Consider the following 24,191-nt stretch of genomic DNA (forward strand, 5'->3'; position numbering starts at 1 on the left):
CCCCCGTACGGGGCGGAAGCGGCTAGCCGCGCCCGGTGAAGTGCGGCGCCCGCTTCTCCTGGAAGGCCGCGAAGCCCTCGCGGTAGTCGTCGGTGTCGCACAGCGCGGCCTGCGCGCGGTTCTCGTCCGACATCGACGCCCAGAGCCCGTGCCGGTGGTCGCGGAGGTCGGCGATGAGCCGCTTCGACGCGACGAAGGCCCGCGTGGGGCCGGATGCCGCCTCCCGGGCGGCCCGCATCGTGGCATCCGTCACCTCGTCGGCCGGGAACACCTGCGAGAACAGGCCGGCGGCGACCGCCTCGGCGCCGGTCATCAGTCGACCGGTCACGATGAGGTCCATCGCGCGGTGCGCGCCGAGCCGCTCGTAGAACAGCGCGTGCCCTCCGGAGTCGAGCGTCGCGCCGAGGTTCTTGAACGGCGAGCCGATCTTCGCGGTGTCGGCGACGTACACGATGTCGCTCGCGATGAGCAGGCCCAGGCCGACGCCGAGGCACGCGCCGTGCGCGACCGCGAACGTCGGCGCGGGGAAGCGCGACATCCGCTTCAGCAACGGCTCGACGAGCCCGCCCAGGTAGCCGTGCACGTCGTCGTCGCGCGGGTCGACGCCCGCGATGTCGCGGCCGGCGCAGAACGCGCGTCCCTCGCCGCGCAGCACGAGCGCACGGACGCCCGCGAACTCGGCCTGCTCGTACGCGTCGGAGAGGTCGCCGATCGCGGCTTCGCCCAGCGCGTTGAGTTTCGCGGGCGCGTTCAGCGTGATCTCGGCCACGCCGTCATGGATCTCGAGCTCGATCATCGGTGTTCCTCTCCTCGTCGAGTGATACCGTCCGCGTCCAGTGTGGCCGTTGCCGCGGCATCATTCGGTGCGAACGGCATCATTCGACGGATGGCGCGGGGCGGGGCGGGGGCGGATGGCGCGGGGCGGGCGGGGCGGGCGGGGCGGGGGCGGATGGCGCGGGGCGGGCGGGGCGGGCGAACGGCGGGCGGTGCGATCAGACGTCGTAGTCCACCACGACGCGGTCGGACGTGGGGTGCGACTGGCAGGTGAGCACGTAGCCCCGCTCGAGCTCGTCGGGCTCGAGCGCGTAGTTCTCGGTCATGTTCACGCTGCCCTCGACGACCCGCGCGCGGCACGTGCCGCACACGCCGCCCGCGCACGCGAACGGCACGTCGGGGCGCACGCGCAGCGCCGCGTTGAGGATCGACTCGTTCGCGCTCACCGGACTCTCGACGCTCGTCGAGTTGCCGTCGAGTGTGAACTCGATCGCGACCGTGGCCTCGCCGCGCTCGACCGTGACCGGCCGGCCGTGCCGCGGCTCGGTGGCCCTGTCGGAATCCGTCGTGAAGAGCTCGTACCGGACCCGACCCGCCGGCACGTCGCGCGCCTCCAGCGTGTCGCGCGCGAGCTGCACGAGCTCGAACGGCCCGCACAGGAACCACTCGTCGACCGTCGCGGGCGGGATGAGCGCGTCGAGCATGCGCTCGAGCTTCTCGGCGTCGATTCGGCCCGAGAGGAGCGGCGCGGTGCGCTGCTCGCGCGAGAGCACGTGGTGCAGCGCGAGCCGCGACGGGTAGCGGTCCTTGAGCTCGGCGAGCTCCTCGAGGAACATGACGTCGCGCGTCGAGCGGTTCGTGTAGACGAGCGTGAAACGGGCGTCGTCGGAGCGCGCGAGCACGGTGTGCGCGAGCGCCATGAGGGGCGTGATGCCCGAGCCGGCGGCGATGCCGACGACGTGCTTGCCGTCGAGCGAGTCCAGGCCCGAGGTGAACGTGCCCTGCGGGCTCATCACGTCGATGCGGTCGCCCGCGGCGAGCTCGGTGTTCGCCCACGTCGAGAAGCGCCCGCCCAGGTCGCGCTTGATCGCGACCGAGACGCTGCCGCGCACGGGCGGGCGGCAGATGGAGTAGGAGCGGCGCAGCTCGTGGCCGTCGAACTCGCGGCGGAGCGCGACGTACTGCCCCGGCAGGTACGTGTAGTCGTCTGCGAGCTCGTCGGGGACCGCGAAGGTCACCTCGACGGAGTCGTCCGTCAGCGGCCGCACCTCGGCGACCTCGAGCGTGTGGAATCGCGCCCGGCGCCGCGCCGGTGCGGTGTCGCCCCCGACCGCGCTCTGGAGGAACGCGTCGGCGATCGCGGCATCCGTCTCGAGCGTGCCGGCAGGGGTGGTCGGGGCTCCCGTGGAGCCCAGGTTGATCGCGGCCATCAGAGCACCTTGAAGTAGTCGAAGGGCTCGAGGCAGTCGCGGCACTCGTAGAGCGCCTTGCACGACGTCGAGCCGAAGCGGGCGAGTTCGCGGGTGTTGAGGGAGTCGCAGCGCGGACACTTCACCGCCATCTGCAGGCGGATCGGTCCGCCCTCGCGCACCGGCGCATTGCCCGACGGCGCCTGGATGCCGTACGTCCGGAGCTTCTCCTTGCCGGATTCGCTCATCCAGTCGGTGGTCCAGGCGGGTGAGAGCACCATCTTCACGTCGACGTGGTCGTACCCGGCGTGGGTCAGGGCGAGCACGACGTCGTCGCGCATGGCATCCATCGCGGGGCACCCGCTGTACGTCGGGGTGAGCTCGACGTGCACGCCGGCATCGTCGACGGCGACCGAGCGCAGCACCCCGAGGTCCTCGATGGTGAGCACGGGCACCTCGGGGTCGGTGACGGTCGCGGCGACGTCCCACGCGGCGCGCGCGGCCGGGTCGGATGGCACGGGACGAGCGACGTCCTCACGCGGTCTCGAGACGGCGCTGCGCGCCTCCTCGACCCGCACGTCCTCGCCGGTCACCACGACGCTCCCGGGTGCGAACGGGCGAGCACCTGCATCTCCGCCAGCATGGGCCCGAGGTGCTCGGTGTGCTCCCCCTCGCGGCCGCCGCCGGAGGCGATGAACGCGAGCCGGCCCTCGGGTCGCGTCAGCTCGGCCTCGGCGAACACCTGGTCGACGACGGCGTCGAACGCGGGCCGCAGCGACGACGGCAACGGGGCGACGCCCTGGTCCGCGAGCCGCGACACGAGCTCGTCGTCGCGGAACAGCTCGTCGACGTACGGCCACGTCTGCTCGACGGCGCGGATCATGCGGCGACGCGACTCGTCGGTTCCGCCCGCGAGGCGCAGGGTCCACTGCACGGCGTGGTCGCGGTGGTAGTCGACCTCCTTGGAGGACTTCGCCGCGATCGCCGCGAGCGTGGCATCCGTCGACTGCTCGAGGTGCCGGTACAGCTCGACGAGGTACGTGGCGACGAACAGCTGCCGGGCGATGGTGTGCGCGAAGTCGCCGTTGGGCTGCTCGAACAGCCAGGCGTTGCGGAAGTCGGGCTCGTCGCGGAAGTAGGCCAGGTCGTCCTCGCTGCGGCCGTCGCGCGTGCCGGCGTAGTGCAGCAGGGAGCGTGCGTGGCCGAGCAGGTCGAGGGCGATGTTCGCGAGCGCCACATCCTCTTCCAGCTCGGGGGCGCGGCTGATCCAGTCGCCGAGGCGCTGCGAGAGCACGAGCGCGTCGTCGCCGAGGCGCAGGGCGTACTCGGCGACGTCGGCGGATGCCGCGTGGCCGGCCGCCGCCTCGGAGCCCGCGAGCTCCTCGGCGAGCGCGACCCGGTCGACCGTGACGTCGCCGTGCGGGTCGATCTCGGTCTGGTCGTGCGCGTCGGGGCCGCTCACAGGTGCTTCACCCCTTCGGACTTCGTGTAGTACACGGCGTGCCGGTAGTTCTTGCCCGCGGGGCTCTCGAAGAACGCGCCCTTCGCGTCGGGGTCGCTCGTGGTGACGGCGTCGGCGGGAACGACCCAGATCGAGACGCCCTCGTTGCGGCGCGTGTAGAGGTCGCGGGCGTTGCGCACGGCCATATCGGCGTCGGGCGCGTGCAGCGAGCCGACGTGCACGTGGCTCAGGCCGCGGTTGGCGCGCACGAAGACCTCCCAGAGGGGCCAGGCCTCGGTTTCCATCTCACCGGGGGTGGACATCAGTGGTTCCTCTCCATCGGGGTCTCACGTCGTTTCGGTTCGGGCCGCTCAGGCGGCGACCACGGCCTTCGCGGCCTGCTTGCGGGCGTACTCGGCGGCGGCCTCGCGCACCCACGCGCCCTCCTCGTGGGCCTCACGGCGGCGACGCAGACGCTCGGCGTTGGCGGGTCCGCGACCGGCGAGCACCTCGTGGAACTCGGTCCAGTCGATCTCGCTCATGTCGTAGCGCTGCTCGGCCTCGTTCCACTGCAGGTTCGGGTCGGGCAGCGTCACGCCGAGCGCCTCGGCCTGCGGCACGAGCATGCCGACGAACCGCTGGCGGAGGTCGTCGTTCGAGAAGCGCTTGATGTTCCACGCCATCGACTGCGCCGAGTTGGGCGACTGGTCGTCGGGCGGGCCGAACATCATGAGCGCGGGCCAGTACCAGCGGTTCACCGAGTCCTGCGCCATCTCGCGCTGCGCCTCGGTGCCCTGCATGAGCTCGAGCAGGATCTCGAAGCCCTGACGCTGGTGGAACGACTCCTCCTTGCAGATGCGTACCATCGCGCGGCCGTACGGGCCGTACGAAGCGCGGCACAGCGGCACCTGGTTGCAGATCGCGGCGCCGTCGACGAGCCAGCCGATCGCGCCCATGTCGGCCCAGGTCGGGGTCGTGTAGTTGAAGATCGAGGAGTACCTGGCCTTGCCCTCGATGAGCTGCTGGGTCATCTCCTCACGGCCGATGCCGAGGGTCTGCGCGGCCGAGTAGAGGTAGAGGCCGTGGCCGGCCTCGTCCTGCACCTTGGCCATCAGGATGGCCTTGCGCTTGAGGCTCGGCGCGCGCGAGATCCAGTTCGACTCGGGCTGCATGCCGATGATCTCGGAGTGCGCGTGCTGGCTGATCTGGCGGATCAGGGTCTTGCGGTACCCGTCGGGCATCCAGTCGCGCGGCTCGATGCGCGAGTCCTGCGCGATCAGGTCGTCGAAACGTGCCTGCGCTTCGTCGTCCTCGACGACGGTCAGGTCGGCGGGTGCGGTCATCGTCGACTCCAATGCTCTCGGGACCGGCGGTGCGGTTCAGGACACATTACCAACCGATCGTTCAGTTAGTATAGGCTGACTTCATCGCCGCGGCAACGACCCCCGGCGGCCCACGCACTCGACGAGGAGCAGCGCATGACGGATGTCGCGACCGAACGCCACGACGCGGCCCAGCCGGCCGGCGAGACCACGGATGCCGCGGCATCCGCTCGCCTCAACCGCGTCATGATGGAACGCGACCTCGCGTCGGCGTCGCTCGGCATGATCGTCGAACGCGACGATCCCGGCCACGCCGTCGTCTCGATGCGCGTGCGCGACGACATGACGAACGGGTTCGCCATCACCCACGGCGGGCTCGTGTTCACCCTGGCCGACACGGCCTTCGCCATCGCCTGCAACGAGGACCACCGCGTCACCGTGGCCGCGGGTGCCGACATCACCTTCCTGAAGTCCACGGTCGCCGGGCAGACGCTCACCGCGACCGCCGTGCGCCGCACCCGCAGCGGCCGCACGGGCCTCTACGACGTGACCGTGGTCGACGAGCAGGGCGACGCGGTCGCCGAGTTCCGCGGCCGCTCGATCACCACCGACCGCACCATCTGACACCCGGGAGCCACCGTGTCGACGACGACCCTTCCGCAGAACCCCGCAGAGATCCGCCCGACCGTCTCCGGCCTCGCGCCGGCAGCGCCCGACGAGCTCGACCCCGAGGAGCGCATGTCGCGCGCCGAGATCGAGGCGCTGCAGCTCGAGCGGCTGCAGTGGACCGTGCGCCACGCGTACGAGAACGTGCCGCTCTACACGCGCAAGTTCGACGAGCACGGCGTGCACCCCGACGACATCCAGACCCTGGCGGATGTCGCGAAGCTGCCGTTCACGACCAAGGCCGACCTGCGCGACACCTACCCGTTCGGCATGTTCGCCGTGCCGATGGAGCGCGTCGCACGTATCCACGCGTCATCGGGCACCACCGGCCGGCCGACCGTGGTGGGCTACACGCACGACGACCTCGACCGCTGGGCGACGCTCGTCGCCCGATGCCTCCGCGCGAGCGGCGTGCGCCCCGGCATGAAGGTGCACAACGCCTACGGCTACGGCCTGTTCACGGGCGGCCTCGGGGCGCACGCGGGCGTCGAGAAGCTCGGCGCCACCGTCATCCCGATGTCGGGCGGCCAGACCGCGCGACAGGTGCAGCTCATCCGCGACTTCGAGCCCGACGCGATCATGTGCACGCCGAGCTACCTGCTCACGATCGCCGACGCCATGGAGGAGGCCGGCATCGACCCGCGCTCGACGAGCCTGAAGGTCGCGATCCTCGGCGCCGAGCCGTGGACCAACGAGATGCGCCGCCGCATCGAGGACCGCCTGGGCATCGACGCGGTCGACATCTTCGGCCTCAGCGAGGTCATGGGCCCGGGCGTCGCCAACGAGTCCATCGAGACCAAGGACGGGCCGCACGTCTGGGAGGACCACTTCCTCCCCGAGATCATCGACGGCGAGACCGGCGCGCAACTGCCCGACGGCGAGAAGGGCGAGCTCGTCTTCACGTCGCTGACCAAGGAGGCCTTCCCGGTCATCCGCTATCGCACCCGCGACCTCACGCGCCTGCTGCCCGGCACCGCCCGGCCCGGCATGCGCCGCATCGAGAAGATCACGGGCCGCAACGACGACATGATCATCCTGCGGGGCGTCAACCTGTTCCCGACCCAGATCGAGGAGCTCGTGCTCGAGATCGAGCACCTCACGCCGCACTTCATCCTCGAGCTCACCCGCACCGGGCACATGGACGACATGACGGTCCGCATCGAACGCCACCCCGACCTGCCCGTCGACGCGTGCCAGGCAGCAACCGTGGTGCTCGCCGGCAGGATCAAGGAGTTCGTCGGCTCGTCGGTGCGCGTGCAGCTCGAGGAGCCGGGCGCACTCCCGCGGAGCGAGGGCAAGTACAAGCGCGTCTACGACCTGCGCGAGCCCCGCTGATGCGAGACTGAGACGGATGGCGGAGAACGGGGCGCGGCGCGGACGGCCGGGGTACGACCAGCAGGGCATCCTCGAGGTCGCGGTCGCCGCGTTCAACGAGTACGGCTACGACGCGACGTCGATGGGCGTGCTGGCCGACCGGCTCGGCCTGTCGAAGTCCGCGATCTACCACCACTTCGCCTCGAAGGACGAGATCCTCGAGCGAGCCCTCGACCAGGCGCTCGGCTCGCTCGAGGGCGTGCTCGACGAGCCCGGCGCATCCGAGGGCAGTGCCGCCGACCGGCTCGACCACGTGCTGCGCGGCGCGGTGCACGTGCTCGTCGCCGAGCTTCCGTACGTGACCCTGCTGCTGCGCGTGCGTGGCAACACCGAGATCGAGCGTACCGCCCTCGCCCGGCGGCGCGCGTTCGACCGGCGGGTCATGTCGCTCGTCGAGGCGGCCCAGTCCGAGGGGACGCTCCGCACCGACATCGACGGCCGCATCGTCGAGCGGCTGCTGTTCGGCATGATCAACTCCATCGTCGAGTGGTACCGGCCGGGTGGCCGAGAGGATGCCGCGCGGCTGGCCGACGACGTCATCGCCGTCGCCCTCGACGGGCTGCGCGTGCCCACCGGCGACCGGGCGGCGGCGGTGCGCGGCTGACGCCCGACCGAGTGTTCTACCATCGATCCGTGCCCGACCAGCCCGTCCCCCGTCGATCGCGCGCGCTCGCGATCACCCGGATCGCGGCGACCCTCGCCATCGGGGCGATGCTCGGCGCCGGCCTCGGCGTCGCGGTCATGGCCGACCCGCTCGCCTCGTCCGAGCTCCCGCTCGAGGAGCGGGCGCCCGCCGAACCGCTCGCGAGCCTGCCCGAGCAGCCGACGGCGCTGATCGTCGGCGACTCGTTCTCCGAGGGCATCGGCGCATCCAAGCCCGACGCCGGCTGGGCGCGGACCGCGTCCGACGCCCTGTCGTGGCGAGCGACGATCGACGCCATCGGCGGCACGGGCTTCACCAAGGGCAACGCGTCGGACGGCCGGATCGGGCTGGCGTACGTCGACCGGATCGAGGCGCACGCGGCATCCGGAGCCGAGTACGACGTCATCGTGCTGCAGGGCGGGCTCAACGACTTCCTCGCCACGCACCGCGAGGAGGTGCTGGCCACCGTGCGGGCCGTCGAGGCGGCGCGCGAGCGCTGGCCGGATGCCGCGATCGTCGTCTTCGGGCCGATCGAACCGCTCGGAATGGGCGTGCAGCGGAGCGCACGCTTCGAGGCCATCCGCGAGGGCGCCGAGGAGGCCGATGCGACCTTCATCGACCCGGACGTGCCCGCGCCGTGGATCAACGAGCGCAACTCGATCCGGTTCGACGCGGGCGACGGCCTGCACCTCAACGACGCCGGCTACGCGTACATCGCCGCGCGGTTCGCGGCGGTCATCGAGTCGTACGCCGACTGAGGTGCAGAATGTCCCCGAGGGGGACGCATGATCGAACCGCTGCAGGATCTTCCGCCGGGCGTCATCGGCTTCCGCGCCGTGGGCACCGTGACCGCCACCGACTACCGCGAAGTGCTCGATCCGGCGATCGACGCGGCCATCGCCGACGCCGGCAGGCTGGACTTCGTGATCGTGATCGACGAGGAGTTCGACCACTACTCGCTCGGCGCGATGCTGGAGGACGCCAAGCTTCTCGGGCGGCCGCTCTCGGCCTGGGACCGGGCCGCCTTCGTGACGGATCGCGACGTGCTCACCGGCATCGCCGTCGCGTTCGGCGGGCTCGTGCCCGGTGAGTTCCGGGTGTTCCCGATGTCACGCAGGAACGAGGCCATCGCGTGGGTCGCGGAGGGGGCTGCGTCGCCCGCCTGACCCCGTCGCGGCTCACCGGTCGAGCTGGAGCCGGGCCCACGTCCACGCGCACAGGCCGCCGAAGGCGAGCGGCACGAGCGGGACGAGGGCGAGGCCCGTCGCCGTCGCGGCGCCGGGTTCGATCGCCCAGAGCGCGGGCGCGACGAACGGGATCGAGCCGCCGAGGCCCACGACCGCGAGCACCTGCGCGACCGCGATGAGCCCGACCGTCGCGGCGATGCCGGGCAGCAGGCCGCGCCCCACGGAGGCGGCCCACGCCGCGGGCGCGGCGATGAGCGCGGTGAGCACCGCGAGGGCGGGGATGCGGACGAGATCGGCCACGCCCGCGGCATCCGTCGCCGCGTAGCCGAGCAGGACGCCGGCGACCCCGACCGCGGCGGTGAGGAGCACGGCGACGATCACCGACCACGCCAGGTAGACCGCCAGCTTGGCGACCGCGATGGTGGACCGCCGGATCGGAAGGGCGAAGAGACCGGCGACGGTGCCCTCGGCGAACTCGCGACCGAAGATCCAGCTGAGGGCGACGCCGAATCCGAGCAGCGCGGCCGCGGACTCGACCTGCGCGACCACGCCGACGAGACCGGTCCAGCCCCCGGCGCCGGCCAGCGGACCCAGCTTCGCGGCGAGCCGCTCGTCGCCGGACGCGGCACCGGCGGCCGCGCCGACGGCGAGCACGACGATGCCGGCGACGAGGAACACCGTCGTCCAGGCGAGCACGCGCGAGGCGGCGGCCTTCCGCGCCTCGACGGCGATGGCCGTGCCCAGCCCGTGGAACGCGCGGGTCCGGTTCATGTGCGGCTCCGTTCGAGGTCGTCGGCGTGCACGCGTGCGAAGAACGCCCGCTCGAGGTCGGCGCCGGCGGGGTCGAGCTCCCCGACCACCCGGCCGGCGTTCACCACCGTGATCCGATCGGCGACGCGCGCGACCTCGTCGAGGTGGTGGCTCGACACGAGGACGCCCGCACCGTCGGCCGCGAGCGCGAGCAGTTCTGCGCGCAGGAGCAGGACGCCGGCGGGGTCGAGCGCGTTCGACGGCTCGTCGAGCACGACGAGCCGCGGTCGGTGCTGCAGTGCGGCGGCGAGGCCGAGTCGCTGGCGGTTGCCGAGCGAGAGCTGGCCCACGCGGCGGTGTTCGAGGCCGTCCAGTCCGAGGGCGGCGACGCCGCGAGCGACGACGGCCGGCACGTCGCCGCGTCGCACGCCGCGCAGCCGGGCGGCCGCCGCGAGGCTCGCCAGCACGTCGAGCTCGCGGTAGGCGAAGGGCTGCTCGACGAGCTGGCCGACGCCCGCCCAGGCTTCGGGCGGCGCCTCGGCGAGGTCGTGGCCGAGCAGGCGCACCCGCCCGGCGTCGAGCCGCAGCATCCCGAGCAGGGAGCGCAGCAGCGTGGTCTTGCCGGCGCCGTTGAGCCCGACGAGCGCGTGGATCTCGCCCGCCGCCACGTCGAGGTCGGTGCCGTGGATGCCCGCACCGCCGGGGAACCGGCGCACGAGCCCGCGCGCCTCGAGCCGCGCCTCGCGATTGCCGGTGTCACCCATGGCGCGCCTCCACGACGTCGAGCGCGCGCTCGATGGCCTCGCCGAGCGTCTCGACCTCGCGGTCGGCCCACGCGTACAGCCCGGTGACGAGGGCGGCGAGCACGGCGGATGCCGCGACGCGGGCGTCGAGCGGGTCGGCGCCGTCGTCGACGAGCCGCTCGACGATCGCCGCCTCGGTGTTGCCCGTGCTGCGCCACATCGCGCCTCGCAGTGACGGGGTGCGCGCGGCGATGCGCACCCGGCGGCGGATCTCGGGCTCCTCACGCTCGGGCAGCGACCGCCAGACGGCGCGGATGCCGGCCGCGGCCCGCCGCAGCGGCGCCAGGTCGCGGGGCTGCGCCCCGATGCCGGAGGCGAGGAACGGGTCGTACGGGTCCTCGAGGACGAGCTGCTCCTTGGTGGCGAAGTGCCGGAAGAACGTCATCTCGGTGACGCCTGCGGCGGCGGCGATCTGGGCGGCCGTCGTCTGCTCGTACCCCTGGCGCTCGATGAGGTCGAGGCCGTGCTCGATCAGGCGCTGCCGCGTGCGGGCGCGTCGGGTTTCCGTCGGGGCGATGGTCACGGTTGAATGTTAGTCACTAACATTGTGTCGGTCAAGACTCGCCCGCACTCCCTCGCGGCGCCGCACGTCGGGCAGCAACGCCCTCGGCGAACGCGCACGGACCGCGCTCCACCACACGCCGGCGCCGTACGCCCCGTCGTCGAGGCGCCGCGCGATGCCGAAGCGCACCGGGTCGAGCCGCGGCCGCGTGCGGGCGTACTCCCACGCCGTGTCGGCGAGCGCGGCGACCGCGACCGCGCGACGCACCCGGCGCGAGCCGACGGCGGCGAGCGCCGTGAGCGGCCACCAGTGGCGGAGCAGCAGCGCGAAGCCCTGCGCGATCGCGGTCACGGCGCCGTACCCGGTGAGGCGCGCACCCAGTCGGTACGAATGCCGCACCGCGGGCGCGCGCCGGCCGATCCGGATCGCGGTGGCCGCGAGCAGTGCCGCCGCGACGGGCAGCGACCATCGCCGCTGGGCGCCGAGCGCGACGAGCAGGGACGCGGCCCACGGGGCGAGGACGACGGGTGCGACGGCGTCCGGATGCCGGACCGCGAGCAGGTCGGCACCCGTGCCGTAGTACCACTTCCGTCCCAGCCAGGACCCGAACGTCGAGCGATGGTCGTGCCGGACCGTGGCTCCGGGTTCGAACCGAACACGATGCCCGGCCTCGGTGAGCCGCCACACCAGGTCGACGTCCTCCGCGACGCGCATCGACGCGTCGAACCCCGCGCCGAGCAGGTCGACGCGCGCGGCGAGGCATGCGGCGGGCAGCCAGGTCACGCGCGAACGCGGCCGCACGACCGACGGGTCGTGGCCCACGTCGAGGGACGACCTGGCGTCCTCGTAGCGCGTGATCCAGTTCGCGCCCGGTGCATCCAGGCCGAGCACCCGGGGGGCGATCACCGCCAGCCGCGGATCGGCGAAGTGGCGCAGCAGCAGGGGGATCGTCCCCGGCTCCACGACCACGTCGGAGTCGACGAAGACCACGAACGGGGTCGTGACGCGGGCGAGCCCGGCGTTCCGCGCCCCCGCGGGCCCGCGATTGGCGTCGAGGGCCAGCAGTTCGGCTCCGTGCCGTGCGGCCACGGCGGCGACGGCGGCCGGGTCGGCGGACGCATCGTCGACGACGATCGCGCGCATACCCGCGAGCGAGGCGAGCAGGCGGTCCAGCCCGCGCGGCCGGTCGCGCACGGGGATCACCGCGGTCGCGAGTGCGACGTCGACGGGCGGCAGCGACGCGACGACGGGATCGGCCATGCTGGTCGCGAGCAGGTGGTCGGCGAACGCCCGGCTCGCGGCATCCGCCACCGTCACCTCGTGGCCGTGCAGCGCTGCACGGGCAGCGGGCTTCAGCCGTGCGATGCGGATCGGAGAGCCGCCGACGAGCACCGCGCCGTCGTCGACGACACGCGTGTGCCGGCTGAGGCGGACGGTGAATCCGTCGGGCAGGCCCGCCGTCATGCCGTGGTGTCCAAGGCGGGGTCGGATGCCGCGGCGCCGGTCACGAGGCATCCGCGCCCGTCGGGCCGCCCCTCGCGCAGGCGGCGCCACGCCGCATCGGTGATCGCGGACAGCAGGCGGCCGCCCTCGGCCGCGTTCGCGCCGGTGGGGTCGCCGAGAATGCCGTTCGGCGTCACCCCGCGCATGCCGCCGGCCCGGAGTCCGGGCATGAGTTCGGCGATCGGGGCGGGGTTGCCCGGCTCGAGACGGTCCGAGCGCACCCGGGCCGGGTCCTGCGCGAGGAGGATGGAGGTCTCGGTGCGGCCGGCGTGCGCGTCGGGCGGTCCGGCGTCCTGCTCATCGGGCCGGACGGGTTCCGACGCGCACGGCAGCCACGCCACCGGCCGGGCCTCGTCGACGAGCGTCGGCACGGCCGATGCGAGCGCCTCGACGTTGCCGCCGTGGCCGTTGACGAACACGATGCGTTCGGCCCAGGCGGAGGCCGAGCGCCCGTACTCGACCAGGAGCATGGCGAGCGCCGTCGTGCCGATCGAGACCGTGCCTGGGAAGTCCTCGTGCTCGCCGCTCGCCCCGTATGCGATGGGCGGCGCGACGACCGCGTCCTCGCCGATGGCGGCGAACCGCGCCGCGAGCGACTCGCACACCGCCTCGGCGATCTCCGTGTCGGTGTCGAGGGGCAGGTGCGGGCCGTGCTGCTCGATCGACCCGAGCGGCACGAGCAGCACGGGCCGCCCCACGTCCGGCCACGGGCGGTCGGCGAGGCGAGGGCGGACCGACGCGTCCACGACGGCCTCAGTCGTTGCCCAGCGCCACGGCGCCCTCGGGTCGCGGCTCGGCCGCCTCCGGGGTCCCGCGCTCGGCGGCGGGCTTCCTCGGACGCGTCGTCGACCGGCGAGCGGCGGGCTTGCGCCCCGCCGGCTTCGCGGCGTCGCCCGTCGCCGACCCGTCGGCGCCCATCTCGCGCCGGAATCCCTGCGGAATGTGGAGGTCGGCGGGGCTGAGCTGGTCGATCGACGCGTGCCCGTGGCCGAGCACCGCGGAGTCGAGTCCGCCGCGCAGCACGTCGAACACGTTCTCGACCCCCGCCTGCCCGTTCGCCGCGAGGCCCCACAGGTACGCCCGCCCGATCATCACCGCGCGCGCCCCGAGCGCCAGCGCCTTCGCGACGTCCCCGCCGCGGCGGATGCCGCCATCCATGAGGACCTCGACCTCGCCGCCGACGGCCTCGGCGATTCCGGGCAGCAGCCGGATCGCGGCGGGCGTCGTGTCGAGGTTGTTGCCGCCGTGGTTCGAGACCGAGATGGCGGTGACGCCGGCGTCGACGGCGCGCCGGGCGTCGTCGAGGCGCGAGACGCCCTTCAGCATGAACGGCCCGCCCCACTGCTCGCGCAGCCACGCGATGTCCTCCCAGGTCGCCGGCGGGGTCGACATCCACTCGCCGTACGCGCCGAAGAACGTCGGAGGCGGGCCCCCGTCGGCCGGCGCGAGGTTCGGCGTCGTGAGGTCGGGCACGCGGAACGTCTTCAGGAAGTCGAGCAGCCACGCGGGGCGCGTGAGCGCCTGCGGGGCGAACCGCATCGCCGCCTTCAGGGTCAGCTTCTCGGGGATCCAGGGGCTGCCCCAGTCCCGGCCGTTCGAGAACGACCAGTCGAGCGTCGCGATGAGCCCCTTCGCACCCGCGGCGCGCGCCCGGTCGAGCCGGTGCAGCATCGCGTCGCGCGTACCGCTCCAGTACACCTGGAAGAAGGTGTTCGGGTTGGCGGCCGCGACCTCCTCGACCGGCTTCGACGCGAACGAGCTCAGCCCCATGATCGTGCCGCGGTTCGCCGCGGCCCGCGCCACGGCCACCTCGCCGTCGGGGTGCACGGCCTGCACGCCGGTCGGCGAGATGAGCACCGGCAGCGAGATGGGGATGCCCATGACCGTCGTCCCCAGCGCGCGTTCCGGCCGGTGGTCGGCGACCTTGGGCGCCCACTGCAGTTCGGTGAACGCGTCCATGTTGTCGCGGTAGGTCACCCCTCGCTCCGACCCGGCGATCAGGGCGCCGTACACCGACCTCGGCAGGTGGCGCTTGGCCCTGCGCTGGGCGACCGCCACGGTCTCGAACCACTTGTCACTCATCGTCCGTCCCCCTTCCAGGGTTCGTTCGTCATCGTCATCGTCCTCCGGTGGGGGGTCCGAGCACCGTGGGCGCACCGGTCCGCCGTGTCATCCGCCGAACATCGCGCTCACCGCGGGCGCCACGGCCCGGAAGTCGTCCACGACGTGCAGCGTCCCGCGACCCAGGCGGGCCAGGTCCCGGCCGAGCTCCACGTCCTTCTCGCCGCTCGAGTCGAGTAGCACGTCGAGGCGCGGGAGCCGCGCCGCGAACGGCCTCGGGTCGGGGCCCGCGTTGTGCACGCAGTCGGACAGCAGCACCACGCGGGCGTCCCGCACGGGCGCACGCGCGAGCTGCGTCGCCGCGAGCTCGAGCGGGAACGCCACGTTGGTCAGGCCCTGGGCAGGGATCCGCATGATCGTGTCGAGCAGCTCAATGGGCTTCACGGGCTGGCCGAGGTTGAGGAGGATGGCGGCGTCCGACCAGAACGCGATCACCGCCAGATCGTCGTGCACGAGCTCGCCCGCGAGCGCGCCAACGGTCGCCGCCGCCGTCGCGACCCGCTCGCCCTTCATCGAACCCGACACGTCGACGGCGAGCACGACCGACCGTTTCGTGCGGATGCGGTCGCGGACGACGATGTCCTCGTCCTCCGGAACCGGCCGCTCGGCGAGCATCTCGATCGTCTTGTCGAGGTCGATCTCGTCGGAACCGCCGCGGTACGGCAGGCTGCCGAGCTCGCCGATGCCGCGCCGGCTCGTCGCATCGCGTCGTGGGCGCCGCACCGAGAGCCGGGCGGCGATCTGCCGGGCCCGCGCCCGGGCGACCGGGTCGACCGCGGCATCCGCCTCGGGCATCGCGAGCGACGCCTGCTCGTCCGTGAACGTCGTCGCCGCGGTGCCCTGCTTGGGCTTCGCCTTCGGCCGCGCGTCGCCGGCGCCGGACTCGGCGCGCAGCAGCGTGCCGCCGCCGGCGCCGGCCGTCGCATCGAACACGTTGGGCTCCTCGTCGAGTTGCTTCGGCTTCCGCTTCAGGGGCTTCCCCCCGGTCGCGCGTCGGTCGGGCCGCTCGCGTTGCAGGGGCCCGTCGGCGGGCACTTCTCTTCAACCGGGGGCGGCCGCGGCGGGCTCGAGGATGAACCGGTCCTCCCAGATCTCCCTCAGCACCCGCTCCGGCGTCGTCTCGATCGCCTCGTCGAGGTGGATGCGACCCGACAGCGACACGACCATCGCGTCGAACACGAGCTCCGGGTACCCCTCCTGCTCGGGCGAGCGGACGCCGCGCAGTTCCGCCAGCTGCTCCGCGACGAGCACGAGGTCGATCGCGCCGCGCACGCTCGAGCCCTGCCGCACATCGGGATGCCGCCGCGTCGCGCGCGTCACCGCGACCGCGTCCTCGGTGAGCCGCTCGCCGATCGAGCCCCGGACGCCCGTGCGGAGCGCGACGATGCGTTCCTCGCTCGGGGCGTCCTGGTAGTCGACCGCGAGGCGGTTCAGCCGGTCGTGCACGCTCGTCGACAACCGCGTCGTGCCGACGTTGTCGTACGGGTTCATCGACGCGATCACCCGGAACGTCGGCTTCGCCTGGATCCGGCCCACGCGCGGCACCGCGATCGACCGGTCGGCCATCGCGGTCAGCAGCGTGTTCAGGGTGTCCTCGGGCGCCCGGTTGAACTCCTCGATGTAGAGGAACCCGCCTTCCCGCATCGCCTCGACGAGCGGGCCCGCGACGAAGTTCTCGGCGCTGTAGTCCTCCTTCAGCACTCGGGCCGGGTTGTGGTGGCCGACCAGCTTCGCGGGCGTCAGGTCGGCGTTGCCCTCGACGAAGAGCAGCGGGATGCCCCACTCCTTCGTGATCGCGGTGAGCATCGTCGTCTTGCTCGTCCCGGGCGGGCCCTCGAGCAGGATGTCGCGCCCGGCCGCCACGGCCGCGAGCGTGAGCTCGAGCTCCCGCTCGCGGCCGACGATGTGCGCCGCGATGTGCTCGCGGTTCGCCGCGAGCCGCCCGGGCGCGGCATCCGTTCGCCGCTGGTCCGCCACCACGTGACCCTCGTTCACTTCTGCGTCGACCCCGCGTCCACCGGCAGCGTGACGCCGGTCACGTACCGCGCCTCGTCTGAGGCGAGCCACAGCACCGCGTTCGAGATGTCGACGGGTTCCAGCCACGGGATCGGGAGCGCGTTCATGGCCCCGAACCGCTCGCCCAGCGCCTCGCGCGTGCGCTCGGCCGGCTCGAGGTCCGGCGCGAACAGCGCGTACAGGTTCTCGTTCTGGATCATCGGAGTGTCGACACTCGTCGGGTGGATCGAGTTGACGCGGATCATGTCGGGCGCGAGCTCGAGCGCCAGCGTGCGCATGAGCCCGACCACGCCGTGCTTCGCCGACACGTAGTGGGCGAAGTTCGGGTACCCCTTGAGGCCCGCGGCCGAGCTCGTGATGATGATCGACCCGCCGCCGGCGGCCTTCAGATGCGGCGTCGCGACCTTGCAGGTGCGCCAGACCCCCGACAGGTTGACGTCGATCATGTCGGCCCACTGCTCCTCGGTGAGCTCCTCCGACGTGGCGTTCGAGAAGATGCCCGCGTTGGCCGACACGATGTCGAGCCGACCCAGCTCCGCAACACCCTCGTCGACGGCCGCCTTCAAGGCGTCGCCGTCGCGCACGTCCGCCTTGCGAGCGAAGATCCGCCGGTCGAGCGCCTCGACCTGGCGAACGGTCTCCTCGAGGTCCTCCGGCGTCGCCATCGGGTACGGCACCGTGGACATCTGCTCCGCGATGTCGACCGCGATGATGTCGGCGCCCTCCTCGGCCAGCCGGACTGCGTGGCTGCGCCCCTGTCCTCGTGCCGCGCCCGTGATGAACGCGACTTTCCCGTCCAGTCGTCCCATGATGTGCTCCTTCCCCTTCGTTCGTTCGATGCGGTCGGATGCCGCTACTTGACGTTCGCGCCCGCGTCGACGGGCAGGGCGACGCCGGTGACGTAGCGCGCCTCGTCGGAGGCGAGCCACAGCACGGCGTTCGAGATGTCGCGCGCGTCGACCCACGGGATCGGCAGCGCGTTGATGGCGCCCGCGGCCTCCTTGAAGTCCTCGACGGTGGGGTTCTGGAGGTCTGGCCGGAACAGCCTGAAGACCGCCTCGTTGTTGACCATCGGCGTGTCGACCACCGTCGGGTGCACCGAGTTGACGCGGATCATGTCGGGCGCGAGCTCGAGCGCGAGCGTACGCATGAGTCCGACCACGCCGTGCTTGGCAGCGACGTAGTGCGCGATGTTCTCGAACGCGAACAGCCCCGCGTCCGAGCTCGTGAGGATCATCGATCCGCCGCGCCCGCCCGCCTTCAGGTGCGGGATGGCCGCCTTGCAGGTGCGCCACACGCCAGACAGGTTGATCTCCTGCATGTTGACCCACTCGTCGTCGGGGATGTCCTCGGCGCGGTTGAACGTCCCGGCGATGCCGGCATTGGCAGCGACGATGTCCAGGCGCCCGAGCTCGGCGACGCCCTTGTCGACCGCCGCCTTCAGCTGGTCGAAGTCGCGGACGTCGGCCTTCTCGGCGACGATCCGCCGATCGAGCGCCTCGACCTGCCGGACCGTCTCGGCGAGGTCCTCCTCGGTCGCCGGTGGGTAGGTGTTCTCGGGAATCGCCTCGCAGATGTCGATGGCGATGATGTCGGCGCCCTCCTCGGCCAGGCGCAGCGCGTGGCTGCGGCCCTGTCCGCGTGCCGCGCCCGTGATGAACGCGACCTTTCCCTCCACACGTCCCATGACGTGCCTCCTTTCCATCGATGGATGCCGCGGGCGCGGCATCCGCTCAGTACTGCGTGTTGCCGGCGTCGACCGTCATGGCCATCGCCGTGACGTAGCGCGCCTCGTCGGAGGCGAGGAACAGCACCGCGTTGGACTGGTCGCGCGGTTGGGTGACGTCGATGGGCAGGGAGTTGGTGAGCATGCCGCCGAGGCGCGGGTGCGCCTCGAGCAGCGGCGGGTATGCCGCCCCCATCTCGCCCATCGCCGTCTCGACGCCGGTCGGGTGCAGCGAATTGACGCGGATGCTGTGCTCCGCGAGTTCGTGCGCGAACGCCTTCGTGAGCCCGGTCACGCCGAACTTCGACGCGACGTACGGGGTGAGGAACGGCAGGCCCTTGAGGCCCGCGGCGGAGCTCGTGAGGATGATCGACCCGCCGCCCGCGCTGATGAGGTGCGGCGCCGTGAGCTGCACGGTGTTCCAGATCCCCGTGAGGTTCGTGGAGATCGTCTCGTTCCAGATCTCGGGCGTCACCTTGTCCCACTCCGCGATGATGCAGATGCCCGCGTTGCCCACCACGATGTCGAGGTGCCCCAGTTCGGCGACGCCCTCGTCGATCGCAGCTTTCATGGCATCGCGGTCGCGCACGTCGGCCTTGCGGGCGATGATCCGCCGGTCGAGTGCCTCGACCTGGCGCACCGTCTCGGCCAGGTCCTCCTCGGTGGCGTGGGAGTACTGCAGTCCGGGGATCGGTCCGCACAGGTCCACCGCGATGATGTCGGCGCCCTCCTCGGCCAGTCGCAGCGCGTGGCTGCGTCCCTGTCCTCGTGCTGCGCCCGTGACGAACGCGACCTTGCCTTCCACTCGTCCTGCCATCTCGTTCTCCTTCGTCGTCGTTCCTGGGGTGGATGGGTCTGGGCGATTGCGTGGGTACGCCCTATTCCTTGATCGGGTTCGGGTTGTAGCCGGGCAGCAGCAGGTGACCGGCGTCGACGGGGATGGTCACGCCCGTGACGGACGACGCGAGGTCGGAGTTCAGGTAGAGCGCCGTGTCGGCGATGCGCTGCGGCGAGAGGAACCCCTGGCCCTTCAGCGCGTGGAAGGAGTAGCCGGCGTCGAGCATGTCCTCCTCGGTGCCCTCGCCGGCGGGCTTGCCGGACATCATGTCCCACGCGCCCTGCCAGCTCGTCATGGGAGTGAGGATGGCGCCGGGATGGATCGAGTTGACGCGGATCCCGTGCTGCGCGTACTCGAGCGCGAGCGTCTTCATGAGCCCGACGACGCCGAACTTCGACGAGCAGTAGTGGGCGTAGTTCGCGCCGGGCTCGATGCCGTTGATCGACGACGTGATGACGATCGACCCGCCGCCCTGTTCCATCATGTGCGGCAGCACGGCCTTGGCCGACTTCCAGACGCCCGTGAGGTTGACGGCGATCATGTCGTCCCACTGCTCGTCGGTGAGTTCGTGCGCGGGCGCGAGCGAGAAGATGCCCGCGTTGGCGATGAGGATGTCGATCTTCCCGAACTCGGCGATGCCCTTCGCGACCGCATCGTCGAGATCGGCCTGCTTCCGGACGTCGCCGTTCACCGTGACGATCCGCCGGTCGAGGGCCTCGACCTGCTTGACGGTCTCGTCGAAGTCGGCCTGCTTCGCCATCGGGTACGCGACCGAGCCGATCTGCTCGAGCGTGTCGATGATGACGACGTCGGCGCCCTCGCGTGCGCACGTGACGGCATGGGCGCGGCCCTGCCCGCGCGAGCCACCGGTGATGAGCGCGACCTTGCCGTCGAGCATTCCCATGATGATCCCTCCTGTTTCCGGGCATGCCGCGGCCGGGCCTCGATCGAGCGCACGACCGTCCATGACCGCGGCGTCGCGGCCGACGGCGAGTCGGTGTCACACGAGGTCGGAGCGGATGCCTCCCTGGTGGCGCCGGTCGGCGCCGGTCTTCGTCGGGTCGAAGTCGGATGCCTCGGGGCGATAGCCCGCGAGGGGATCCTCGGCGCACGCGCTCACGGGCGGCGCCTGGAGGTCCTCCCGGCGGGTGAGCGTGAGGCGCACCGGTCCGATGCCCGTGCGCGGGCGCGGCGGCGAGGTGCGGTGGGAGTGGTCGCCGGAGTGCTTCGGCAGGCCGGCGTCATCCGCCCGCTGGGCGAGCAGCTGCTCGCCGTAGCCCTGCACGCACTCGGGGTCGGGCCCGTCGAGTGGCAGGCCGGTGAAGAACTTCGCGGCCATGCAGCCGCCCTTGCACGTGTCGTAGAACTGGCACGAGCTGCAGGCGCCGCCCGACTGCGGCGAGCGCAGCTCGGCGAAGAGCGAGGAATCGCTCCACACCGTGCGGAAGCCGCCCTCGTCGCGCACGTTGCCGGCGAGGAACTCGTCGTGGATGGCGAACGGGCACGCGTAGACGTCGCCCACCGGATCGATGAGGCAGACCACGCGGCCGGCGCCGCAGAGGTTCAGGCCCGGCAGCGCCTGCCCGTACGCCGAGAGGTGGAAGAACGAGTCGCCCGTGAGCACGTCGTCGCCGTGCGCGACGAGCCAGTCGTACAGCTCGCGCTGTTGCGCCTGCGTGGGGTGAAGCTCGTCCCACACGTCGGCGCCGCGGCCGGACGGGCGGAGCCGGGTGAGCCGGAGCTGGGCACCGTACCGGTCGGCGATGGCCTTGAACTCGTCGAGCTGCGGGATGTTCTGCCTCGTGCAGACCACGGAGATCTTGAAGTTCCGCATGCCGGCGTCCGACAGGTTCTGCATCGCGCGCAGGGCGGTCTCGTACGAGCGCGGCCCGCGGATGTGGTCGTTGACCTCGGCGGTCGCGCCGTCGAGCGAGATCTGCACGTCCACGTAGTCGTTCGCTGCCAGGCGCTCGGCGATCTCCGGCGTGATCTTCACGCCGTTCGTCGAGAACTTCACGCCGACGTGGTGAGCGGTGGCATAGTCGAGCAGCTCCCAGAAGTCGTTGCGGACCGTGGGCTCGCCGCCGCCGATGTTCACGTAGAACACCTGCATGCGCTCGAGCTCGTCGATGACGGCCCTGCACTCCTCGGTGCTGAGCTCGCGCGGATCACGCCGCCCCGAGCTCGACAGGCAGTGCACGCACGACAGGTTGCACGCGTACGTGAGCTCCCACGTCAGGCAGATGGGCGCGTCGAGCCCGAGCTCGAAGTGGTCCACGAGCCGCATCGACTGTGGCGGGGGTGCGGTGACGATGGTCATCTCGACCTCTCCACGAGCATTCGCGACTCGGCCAGCGTGCCGAGCGCCCCCAGGTACCGCGGCAGGTGCTCCTCCGCCACGCCGGCGGCCTCGCACGCGTCACGCGCGGATGCGGCATCCGGAAGCCCTCGCACCACCGCGAGCAGCGTGCGGTCCTTCAGGAACGACAGCTTGCGCGTGCCGAAGTGGTACAGCAGCGCACCGAACGGCTCGGGCCGCACCGAGACCTGCGGGTGCAGCTGCCAGGCGGAGTCAGGGGCGACGGCGGTCATGGCGGGGTGTCAGTAGACGCCGCACATGCCGTCGATCGAGACCTCCTCGACGAGCGAATCCGTCTCGATCACGTCCTCGGCATCACTCTGCGGTGCGACGATTCCTTCACTACGACTCATGGGATGCTCCTCATGTGCGATCGCCCCCATTGGCGATCCTCGCGTTTCGGTCGATACTAATGACACCCGGTGCCGTTGGGAAGGGGGTAGGGACGATGGTCCTGTCCCACCAGGAAGCTCCGCCGCCGCGGCCCCGGCTCGGCCGGTCGCCGTCCACGACGCACGCCAAGATCAGCCACGTCGCCCTCGAGCTGTTCATGGAGCGCGGGTTCGACGCCACCACGGTCGACGAGATCGCCCGAGCGGCCGGCATCGGCCGACGCACGTTCTTCCGGTACTTCCCCTCGAAGAACGACGTACCGTGGGGCGAATTCGACGACATGCTCGAACGGATGCGCGCGCACCTGGCGACGCTGCCCGGCGACATGCCGCTCATGGAGCAGCTTCGGCTCTCGATCATCGAGTTCAATCGCGTACCCGAAGCGGAATGGGAGTATCACCGCAGGCGCATGGAACTGCTGCTCAACGTGCCCACGTTGCTCGCGCACTCCACGCTGCGGTATCGCGCGTGGCGTCAGGTGGTCGCCGACCACGTCGCGCGGCGGCTGGAACTCCCCGAAGATGACCTCATCCCCCAGACGATGGCCTGGACCTGCCTCGGTGTATGCCTCGCCGCGTACGAGCAGTGGCTCACCGACGGCGAACGCACGCTCCTCCAGCTCCTCGACGAGGCACTCCTCCTCATCGACGAGCGGATCGACACCGACACCGTCCAGAAGCACCGGAGCCAGGCGGGTTGACCCGGAGGACGACCGTCATCGTCGGGGCGGGCGCCGCCGGCGCGGCCCTCGCCGCCCGGCTGAGCGAGGACCCGGATCGCGACGTCCTCGTCCTGGAGGCCGGGCCGACACCGCGCACGACCGAGGGGTTCCCCGCCGAGCTGCTCGACGCCTCGACGGTGCAGGGCGCGATGCCGGGGCACCCGGCGAACTGGTCCTACCTCGGTCATCTCACGCCGGACCTGCCGTACACGATCGCGCGCGGCCGCATCCTGGGGGGCTCCTCGACGATCAACGGCGGGTACTTCATCCGCGCGCGTCCCGAGGACTTCGACCGGTGGGCGGATGCCGCGGGATCGGAATGGACGTACGAGCGCGTGCTGCCCGTGCTGCGCGACCTCGAGTGCGACCTCGACCTCGGCGCCGGGCGGTTCCACGGCGACGCCGGCCCGATGCCGGTGCGGCGGGCGTCGCAGGCGAACCCGGCCGCGCGGGCCTTCGCCGCCGCCGCGCGCGAGCTCGGCTTCCCGGACGAGCCCGACAAGAACGCGCCCGGCGCGCCCGGCGTCGGTCCGGTGCCGCAGAACGTCGTCGACGGCGTGCGCGTCAACACGGGCATCGCGTACCTGAACCCGGTGCGCGACCGCGCCAACCTCGAGGTGCGGGGCGGATGCCGCGTACGACGGGTGGCCTTCGACGGCACCCGGGCCATCGGCGTCGAGGTCGACGACGCGGGCGGGAGGCGAATCGTCGATGCGGACGAGGTCGTGCTCTGCGCCGGCGGCATCGCGACGCCGCACCTGCTGCTGGTCTCGGGCGTCGGGCCCGCAGGACAGCTCGAGTCGTTCGGAATCCCGATCGTGCGCGACGCCCCGGGCGTCGGCCGTGCGTTCAGCGACCACCCCGACCTGTCGGTCGGCTGGCGCGCCCGGGTCGACCTCGTCGATCCGACCACGCCGGACACCTTCACGACCGCGCTGAACTTCGCCTCCCCCGGCGGCGACCACGCGGGCGATCTCGAGATCCTGGTCTGCGTCACGACGACGAGCCATCTGCTGACCGGCTCGTCGAGTACCGTCGCCGGCGGCACCAGGGCCGCGCTGCGGCATCCGCTCGCCACACTCCGCGCCGTACGGGGCGCGTCGGTGCGTCGCATGCGCGAGCAGGTCGCCCACGGTCGCGACCTCGTCCTGCTCGTCGGCCTGCAGGGTGAGGAAGCGCGCGGTTCGATCACGCTCGAGTCGCCCGACCCGCTCTCCCAGCCCCGAATCGACTACCGCTACCTGTCGACCGCGCACGATCGCGAGCGGATGCGGCTCGGCATCCGCACCGCCGTCGCGCTGCTGCGCAGCCGGTCGTTCGCACCGCTGTTCGACCGCCTCACCGAACTCGACGACGCGACCCTCGACGACGACGCATCCCTCGACGCGTGGATGCTCGCGCACCTCGGCACCGCGATCCACCTGTGCGGCAGCGCATCCGTGGGACCGGCGGGCGACCCGAACGCGGTGGTCGACGGGTTCGGCCGCGTGCACGGCGTCGAGGGGCTGCGCGTCGCCGACACGTCGATGCTGCCCGACGCGCCGTCGCGCGGGCCGGCCGCGACCGCGGTGCTCATCGGCGAGCTCGTCGCGCGCTTCATGCGCCGCGGCGACTGAGCCGGCGCGCACCCGGGCGGGAAGCCC

General features: G+C 72.1%; 28 protein-coding genes. 7 read left to right on the forward strand and 21 right to left on the reverse strand.

Annotation, left to right across the window (positions count from 1 at the left end):
• Positions 1-22: 22 nt before the first annotated feature.
• The 6 genes from ACULK4_RS15565 to paaA all read right to left on the reverse strand — a co-directional run bounded on the left by ACULK4_RS15565 (position 23) and on the right by paaA (position 4,967).
• A complete protein-coding gene (locus tag ACULK4_RS15565) occupies positions 23-796 on the reverse strand; it encodes an enoyl-CoA hydratase/isomerase family protein (protein ID WP_445966494.1) in 774 nt (257 codons plus the stop codon).
• Positions 797-992: 196 nt separating this feature from the next.
• On the reverse strand, positions 993-2,204 hold the full coding sequence (gene paaE, locus ACULK4_RS15570) for a 1,2-phenylacetyl-CoA epoxidase subunit PaaE (RefSeq protein ID WP_445966495.1): 1,212 nt from the start codon (positions 2,202-2,204) through the stop codon (positions 993-995).
• Complete coding sequence (paaD, locus tag ACULK4_RS15575; protein ID WP_445966550.1) at positions 2,204-2,701, reverse strand: 1,2-phenylacetyl-CoA epoxidase subunit PaaD; 498 nt, start codon at positions 2,699-2,701, stop codon at positions 2,204-2,206. The genes paaE and paaD overlap by 1 nt, the downstream gene beginning before the upstream one ends.
• 71 nt (positions 2,702-2,772) lie before the next feature.
• Positions 2,773-3,645: a 1,2-phenylacetyl-CoA epoxidase subunit PaaC gene (gene paaC, locus ACULK4_RS15580; protein WP_445966496.1), complete on the reverse strand. Its 873-nt coding sequence runs from the start codon at positions 3,643-3,645 to the stop codon at positions 2,773-2,775.
• Complete coding sequence (gene paaB, locus ACULK4_RS15585; RefSeq protein ID WP_445966497.1) at positions 3,642-3,947, reverse strand: 1,2-phenylacetyl-CoA epoxidase subunit PaaB; 306 nt, start codon at positions 3,945-3,947, stop codon at positions 3,642-3,644. The genes paaC and paaB overlap by 4 nt, the downstream gene beginning before the upstream one ends.
• A 48-nt stretch (positions 3,948-3,995) precedes the next feature.
• A complete protein-coding gene (gene paaA, locus ACULK4_RS15590) occupies positions 3,996-4,967 on the reverse strand; it encodes a 1,2-phenylacetyl-CoA epoxidase subunit PaaA (protein WP_445966498.1) in 972 nt (323 codons plus the stop codon).
• A 135-nt stretch (positions 4,968-5,102) separates the two neighbouring features.
• Between paaA and paaI the strand changes: the two genes are divergently transcribed.
• The 5 genes from paaI to ACULK4_RS15615 all read left to right on the forward strand — a co-directional run bounded on the left by paaI (position 5,103) and on the right by ACULK4_RS15615 (position 8,795).
• Positions 5,103-5,570, forward strand: a complete 468-nt coding sequence (gene paaI / locus ACULK4_RS15595; RefSeq protein WP_445966499.1) for a hydroxyphenylacetyl-CoA thioesterase PaaI — start codon at positions 5,103-5,105, stop codon at positions 5,568-5,570.
• Between the two features lie 114 nt (positions 5,571-5,684).
• Entirely contained in the window at positions 5,685-6,947 is a 1,263-nt protein-coding gene (gene paaK / locus ACULK4_RS15600) for a phenylacetate--CoA ligase PaaK (RefSeq protein WP_445966551.1), read from the forward strand.
• Positions 6,948-6,963: 16 nt separating this feature from the next.
• Positions 6,964-7,590: a TetR/AcrR family transcriptional regulator gene (locus ACULK4_RS15605; RefSeq protein ID WP_445966500.1), complete on the forward strand. Its 627-nt coding sequence runs from the start codon at positions 6,964-6,966 to the stop codon at positions 7,588-7,590.
• Positions 7,591-7,619: 29 nt separating this feature from the next.
• On the forward strand, positions 7,620-8,387 hold the full coding sequence (locus ACULK4_RS15610) for an SGNH/GDSL hydrolase family protein (protein ID WP_445966501.1): 768 nt from the start codon (positions 7,620-7,622) through the stop codon (positions 8,385-8,387).
• Positions 8,388-8,414: 27 nt separating this feature from the next.
• Positions 8,415-8,795: a SpoIIAA family protein gene (locus ACULK4_RS15615; protein WP_445966502.1), complete on the forward strand. Its 381-nt coding sequence runs from the start codon at positions 8,415-8,417 to the stop codon at positions 8,793-8,795.
• 12 nt (positions 8,796-8,807) lie between these two features.
• Here ACULK4_RS15615 and ACULK4_RS15620 read toward each other — a convergent pair whose 3' ends face one another.
• The 15 genes from ACULK4_RS15620 to mftA all read right to left on the reverse strand — a co-directional run bounded on the left by ACULK4_RS15620 (position 8,808) and on the right by mftA (position 21,787).
• Positions 8,808-9,587, reverse strand: a complete 780-nt coding sequence (locus ACULK4_RS15620; RefSeq protein WP_445966503.1) for an ABC transporter permease — start codon at positions 9,585-9,587, stop codon at positions 8,808-8,810.
• The gene (locus ACULK4_RS15625) at positions 9,584-10,330 is read right to left on the reverse strand and encodes an ABC transporter ATP-binding protein (RefSeq protein ID WP_445966504.1); all 747 of its coding nucleotides are present in this window, start codon (positions 10,328-10,330) and stop codon (positions 9,584-9,586) included. Before ACULK4_RS15625 ends, ACULK4_RS15620 begins: the two co-directional genes overlap by 4 nt.
• A complete protein-coding gene (locus ACULK4_RS15630; RefSeq protein ID WP_445966505.1) occupies positions 10,323-10,892 on the reverse strand; it encodes a TetR/AcrR family transcriptional regulator in 570 nt (189 codons plus the stop codon). Before ACULK4_RS15630 ends, ACULK4_RS15625 begins: the two co-directional genes overlap by 8 nt.
• A 9-nt stretch (positions 10,893-10,901) precedes the next feature.
• The gene (gene mftF / locus ACULK4_RS15635) at positions 10,902-12,335 is read right to left on the reverse strand and encodes a mycofactocin biosynthesis glycosyltransferase MftF (RefSeq protein WP_445966506.1); all 1,434 of its coding nucleotides are present in this window, start codon (positions 12,333-12,335) and stop codon (positions 10,902-10,904) included.
• Positions 12,332-13,120 carry a mycofactocin biosynthesis peptidyl-dipeptidase MftE gene (mftE, locus tag ACULK4_RS15640; RefSeq protein ID WP_445966507.1) on the reverse strand — a complete coding sequence of 263 codons (789 nt, stop codon included), beginning with the start codon at positions 13,118-13,120 and terminating at the stop codon, positions 12,332-12,334. Before mftE ends, mftF begins: the two co-directional genes overlap by 4 nt.
• Before the next feature lie 7 nt (positions 13,121-13,127).
• Positions 13,128-14,456, reverse strand: a complete 1,329-nt coding sequence (gene mftD / locus ACULK4_RS15645) for a pre-mycofactocin synthase MftD (protein WP_445966508.1) — start codon at positions 14,454-14,456, stop codon at positions 13,128-13,130.
• 87 nt (positions 14,457-14,543) lie between these two features.
• Positions 14,544-15,428: a vWA domain-containing protein gene (locus ACULK4_RS15650; RefSeq protein WP_445966509.1), complete on the reverse strand. Its 885-nt coding sequence runs from the start codon at positions 15,426-15,428 to the stop codon at positions 14,544-14,546.
• A 108-nt stretch (positions 15,429-15,536) separates the two neighbouring features.
• Complete coding sequence (locus tag ACULK4_RS15655; RefSeq protein WP_445966510.1) at positions 15,537-16,472, reverse strand: AAA family ATPase; 936 nt, start codon at positions 16,470-16,472, stop codon at positions 15,537-15,539.
• Positions 16,473-16,486: 14 nt separating this feature from the next.
• Positions 16,487-17,320 carry a mycofactocin-coupled SDR family oxidoreductase gene (locus tag ACULK4_RS15660; RefSeq protein ID WP_445966511.1) on the reverse strand — a complete coding sequence of 278 codons (834 nt, stop codon included), beginning with the start codon at positions 17,318-17,320 and terminating at the stop codon, positions 16,487-16,489.
• A 44-nt stretch (positions 17,321-17,364) separates the two neighbouring features.
• Positions 17,365-18,198, reverse strand: a complete 834-nt coding sequence (locus ACULK4_RS15665; RefSeq protein WP_445966512.1) for a mycofactocin-coupled SDR family oxidoreductase — start codon at positions 18,196-18,198, stop codon at positions 17,365-17,367.
• A 46-nt stretch (positions 18,199-18,244) separates the two neighbouring features.
• Positions 18,245-19,054 carry a mycofactocin-coupled SDR family oxidoreductase gene (locus ACULK4_RS15670; protein ID WP_445966513.1) on the reverse strand — a complete coding sequence of 270 codons (810 nt, stop codon included), beginning with the start codon at positions 19,052-19,054 and terminating at the stop codon, positions 18,245-18,247.
• Positions 19,055-19,115: 61 nt separating this feature from the next.
• Positions 19,116-19,979: a mycofactocin-coupled SDR family oxidoreductase gene (locus ACULK4_RS15675; RefSeq protein WP_445966514.1), complete on the reverse strand. Its 864-nt coding sequence runs from the start codon at positions 19,977-19,979 to the stop codon at positions 19,116-19,118.
• A gap of 96 nt (positions 19,980-20,075) precedes the next feature.
• Positions 20,076-21,395 carry a mycofactocin radical SAM maturase gene (mftC, locus tag ACULK4_RS15680; RefSeq protein WP_445966515.1) on the reverse strand — a complete coding sequence of 440 codons (1,320 nt, stop codon included), beginning with the start codon at positions 21,393-21,395 and terminating at the stop codon, positions 20,076-20,078.
• The gene (gene mftB, locus ACULK4_RS15685; protein WP_445966516.1) at positions 21,392-21,667 is read right to left on the reverse strand and encodes a mycofactocin biosynthesis chaperone MftB; all 276 of its coding nucleotides are present in this window, start codon (positions 21,665-21,667) and stop codon (positions 21,392-21,394) included. Before mftB ends, mftC begins: the two co-directional genes overlap by 4 nt.
• Positions 21,668-21,676: 9 nt before the next feature.
• Positions 21,677-21,787, reverse strand: a complete 111-nt coding sequence (gene mftA / locus ACULK4_RS15690) for a mycofactocin precursor MftA (protein ID WP_445966517.1) — start codon at positions 21,785-21,787, stop codon at positions 21,677-21,679.
• Between the two features lie 95 nt (positions 21,788-21,882).
• Between mftA and mftR the strand changes: the two genes are divergently transcribed.
• The gene (gene mftR / locus ACULK4_RS15695; RefSeq protein WP_445966518.1) at positions 21,883-22,527 is read left to right on the forward strand and encodes a mycofactocin system transcriptional regulator MftR; all 645 of its coding nucleotides are present in this window, start codon (positions 21,883-21,885) and stop codon (positions 22,525-22,527) included.
• A complete protein-coding gene (locus ACULK4_RS15700; RefSeq protein WP_445966519.1) occupies positions 22,524-24,164 on the forward strand; it encodes a GMC family oxidoreductase N-terminal domain-containing protein in 1,641 nt (546 codons plus the stop codon). The genes mftR and ACULK4_RS15700 overlap by 4 nt, the downstream gene beginning before the upstream one ends.
• Positions 24,165-24,191 lie beyond the last annotated feature (27 nt).

Source organism: Agromyces selenitireducens (genome assembly GCF_052748465.2).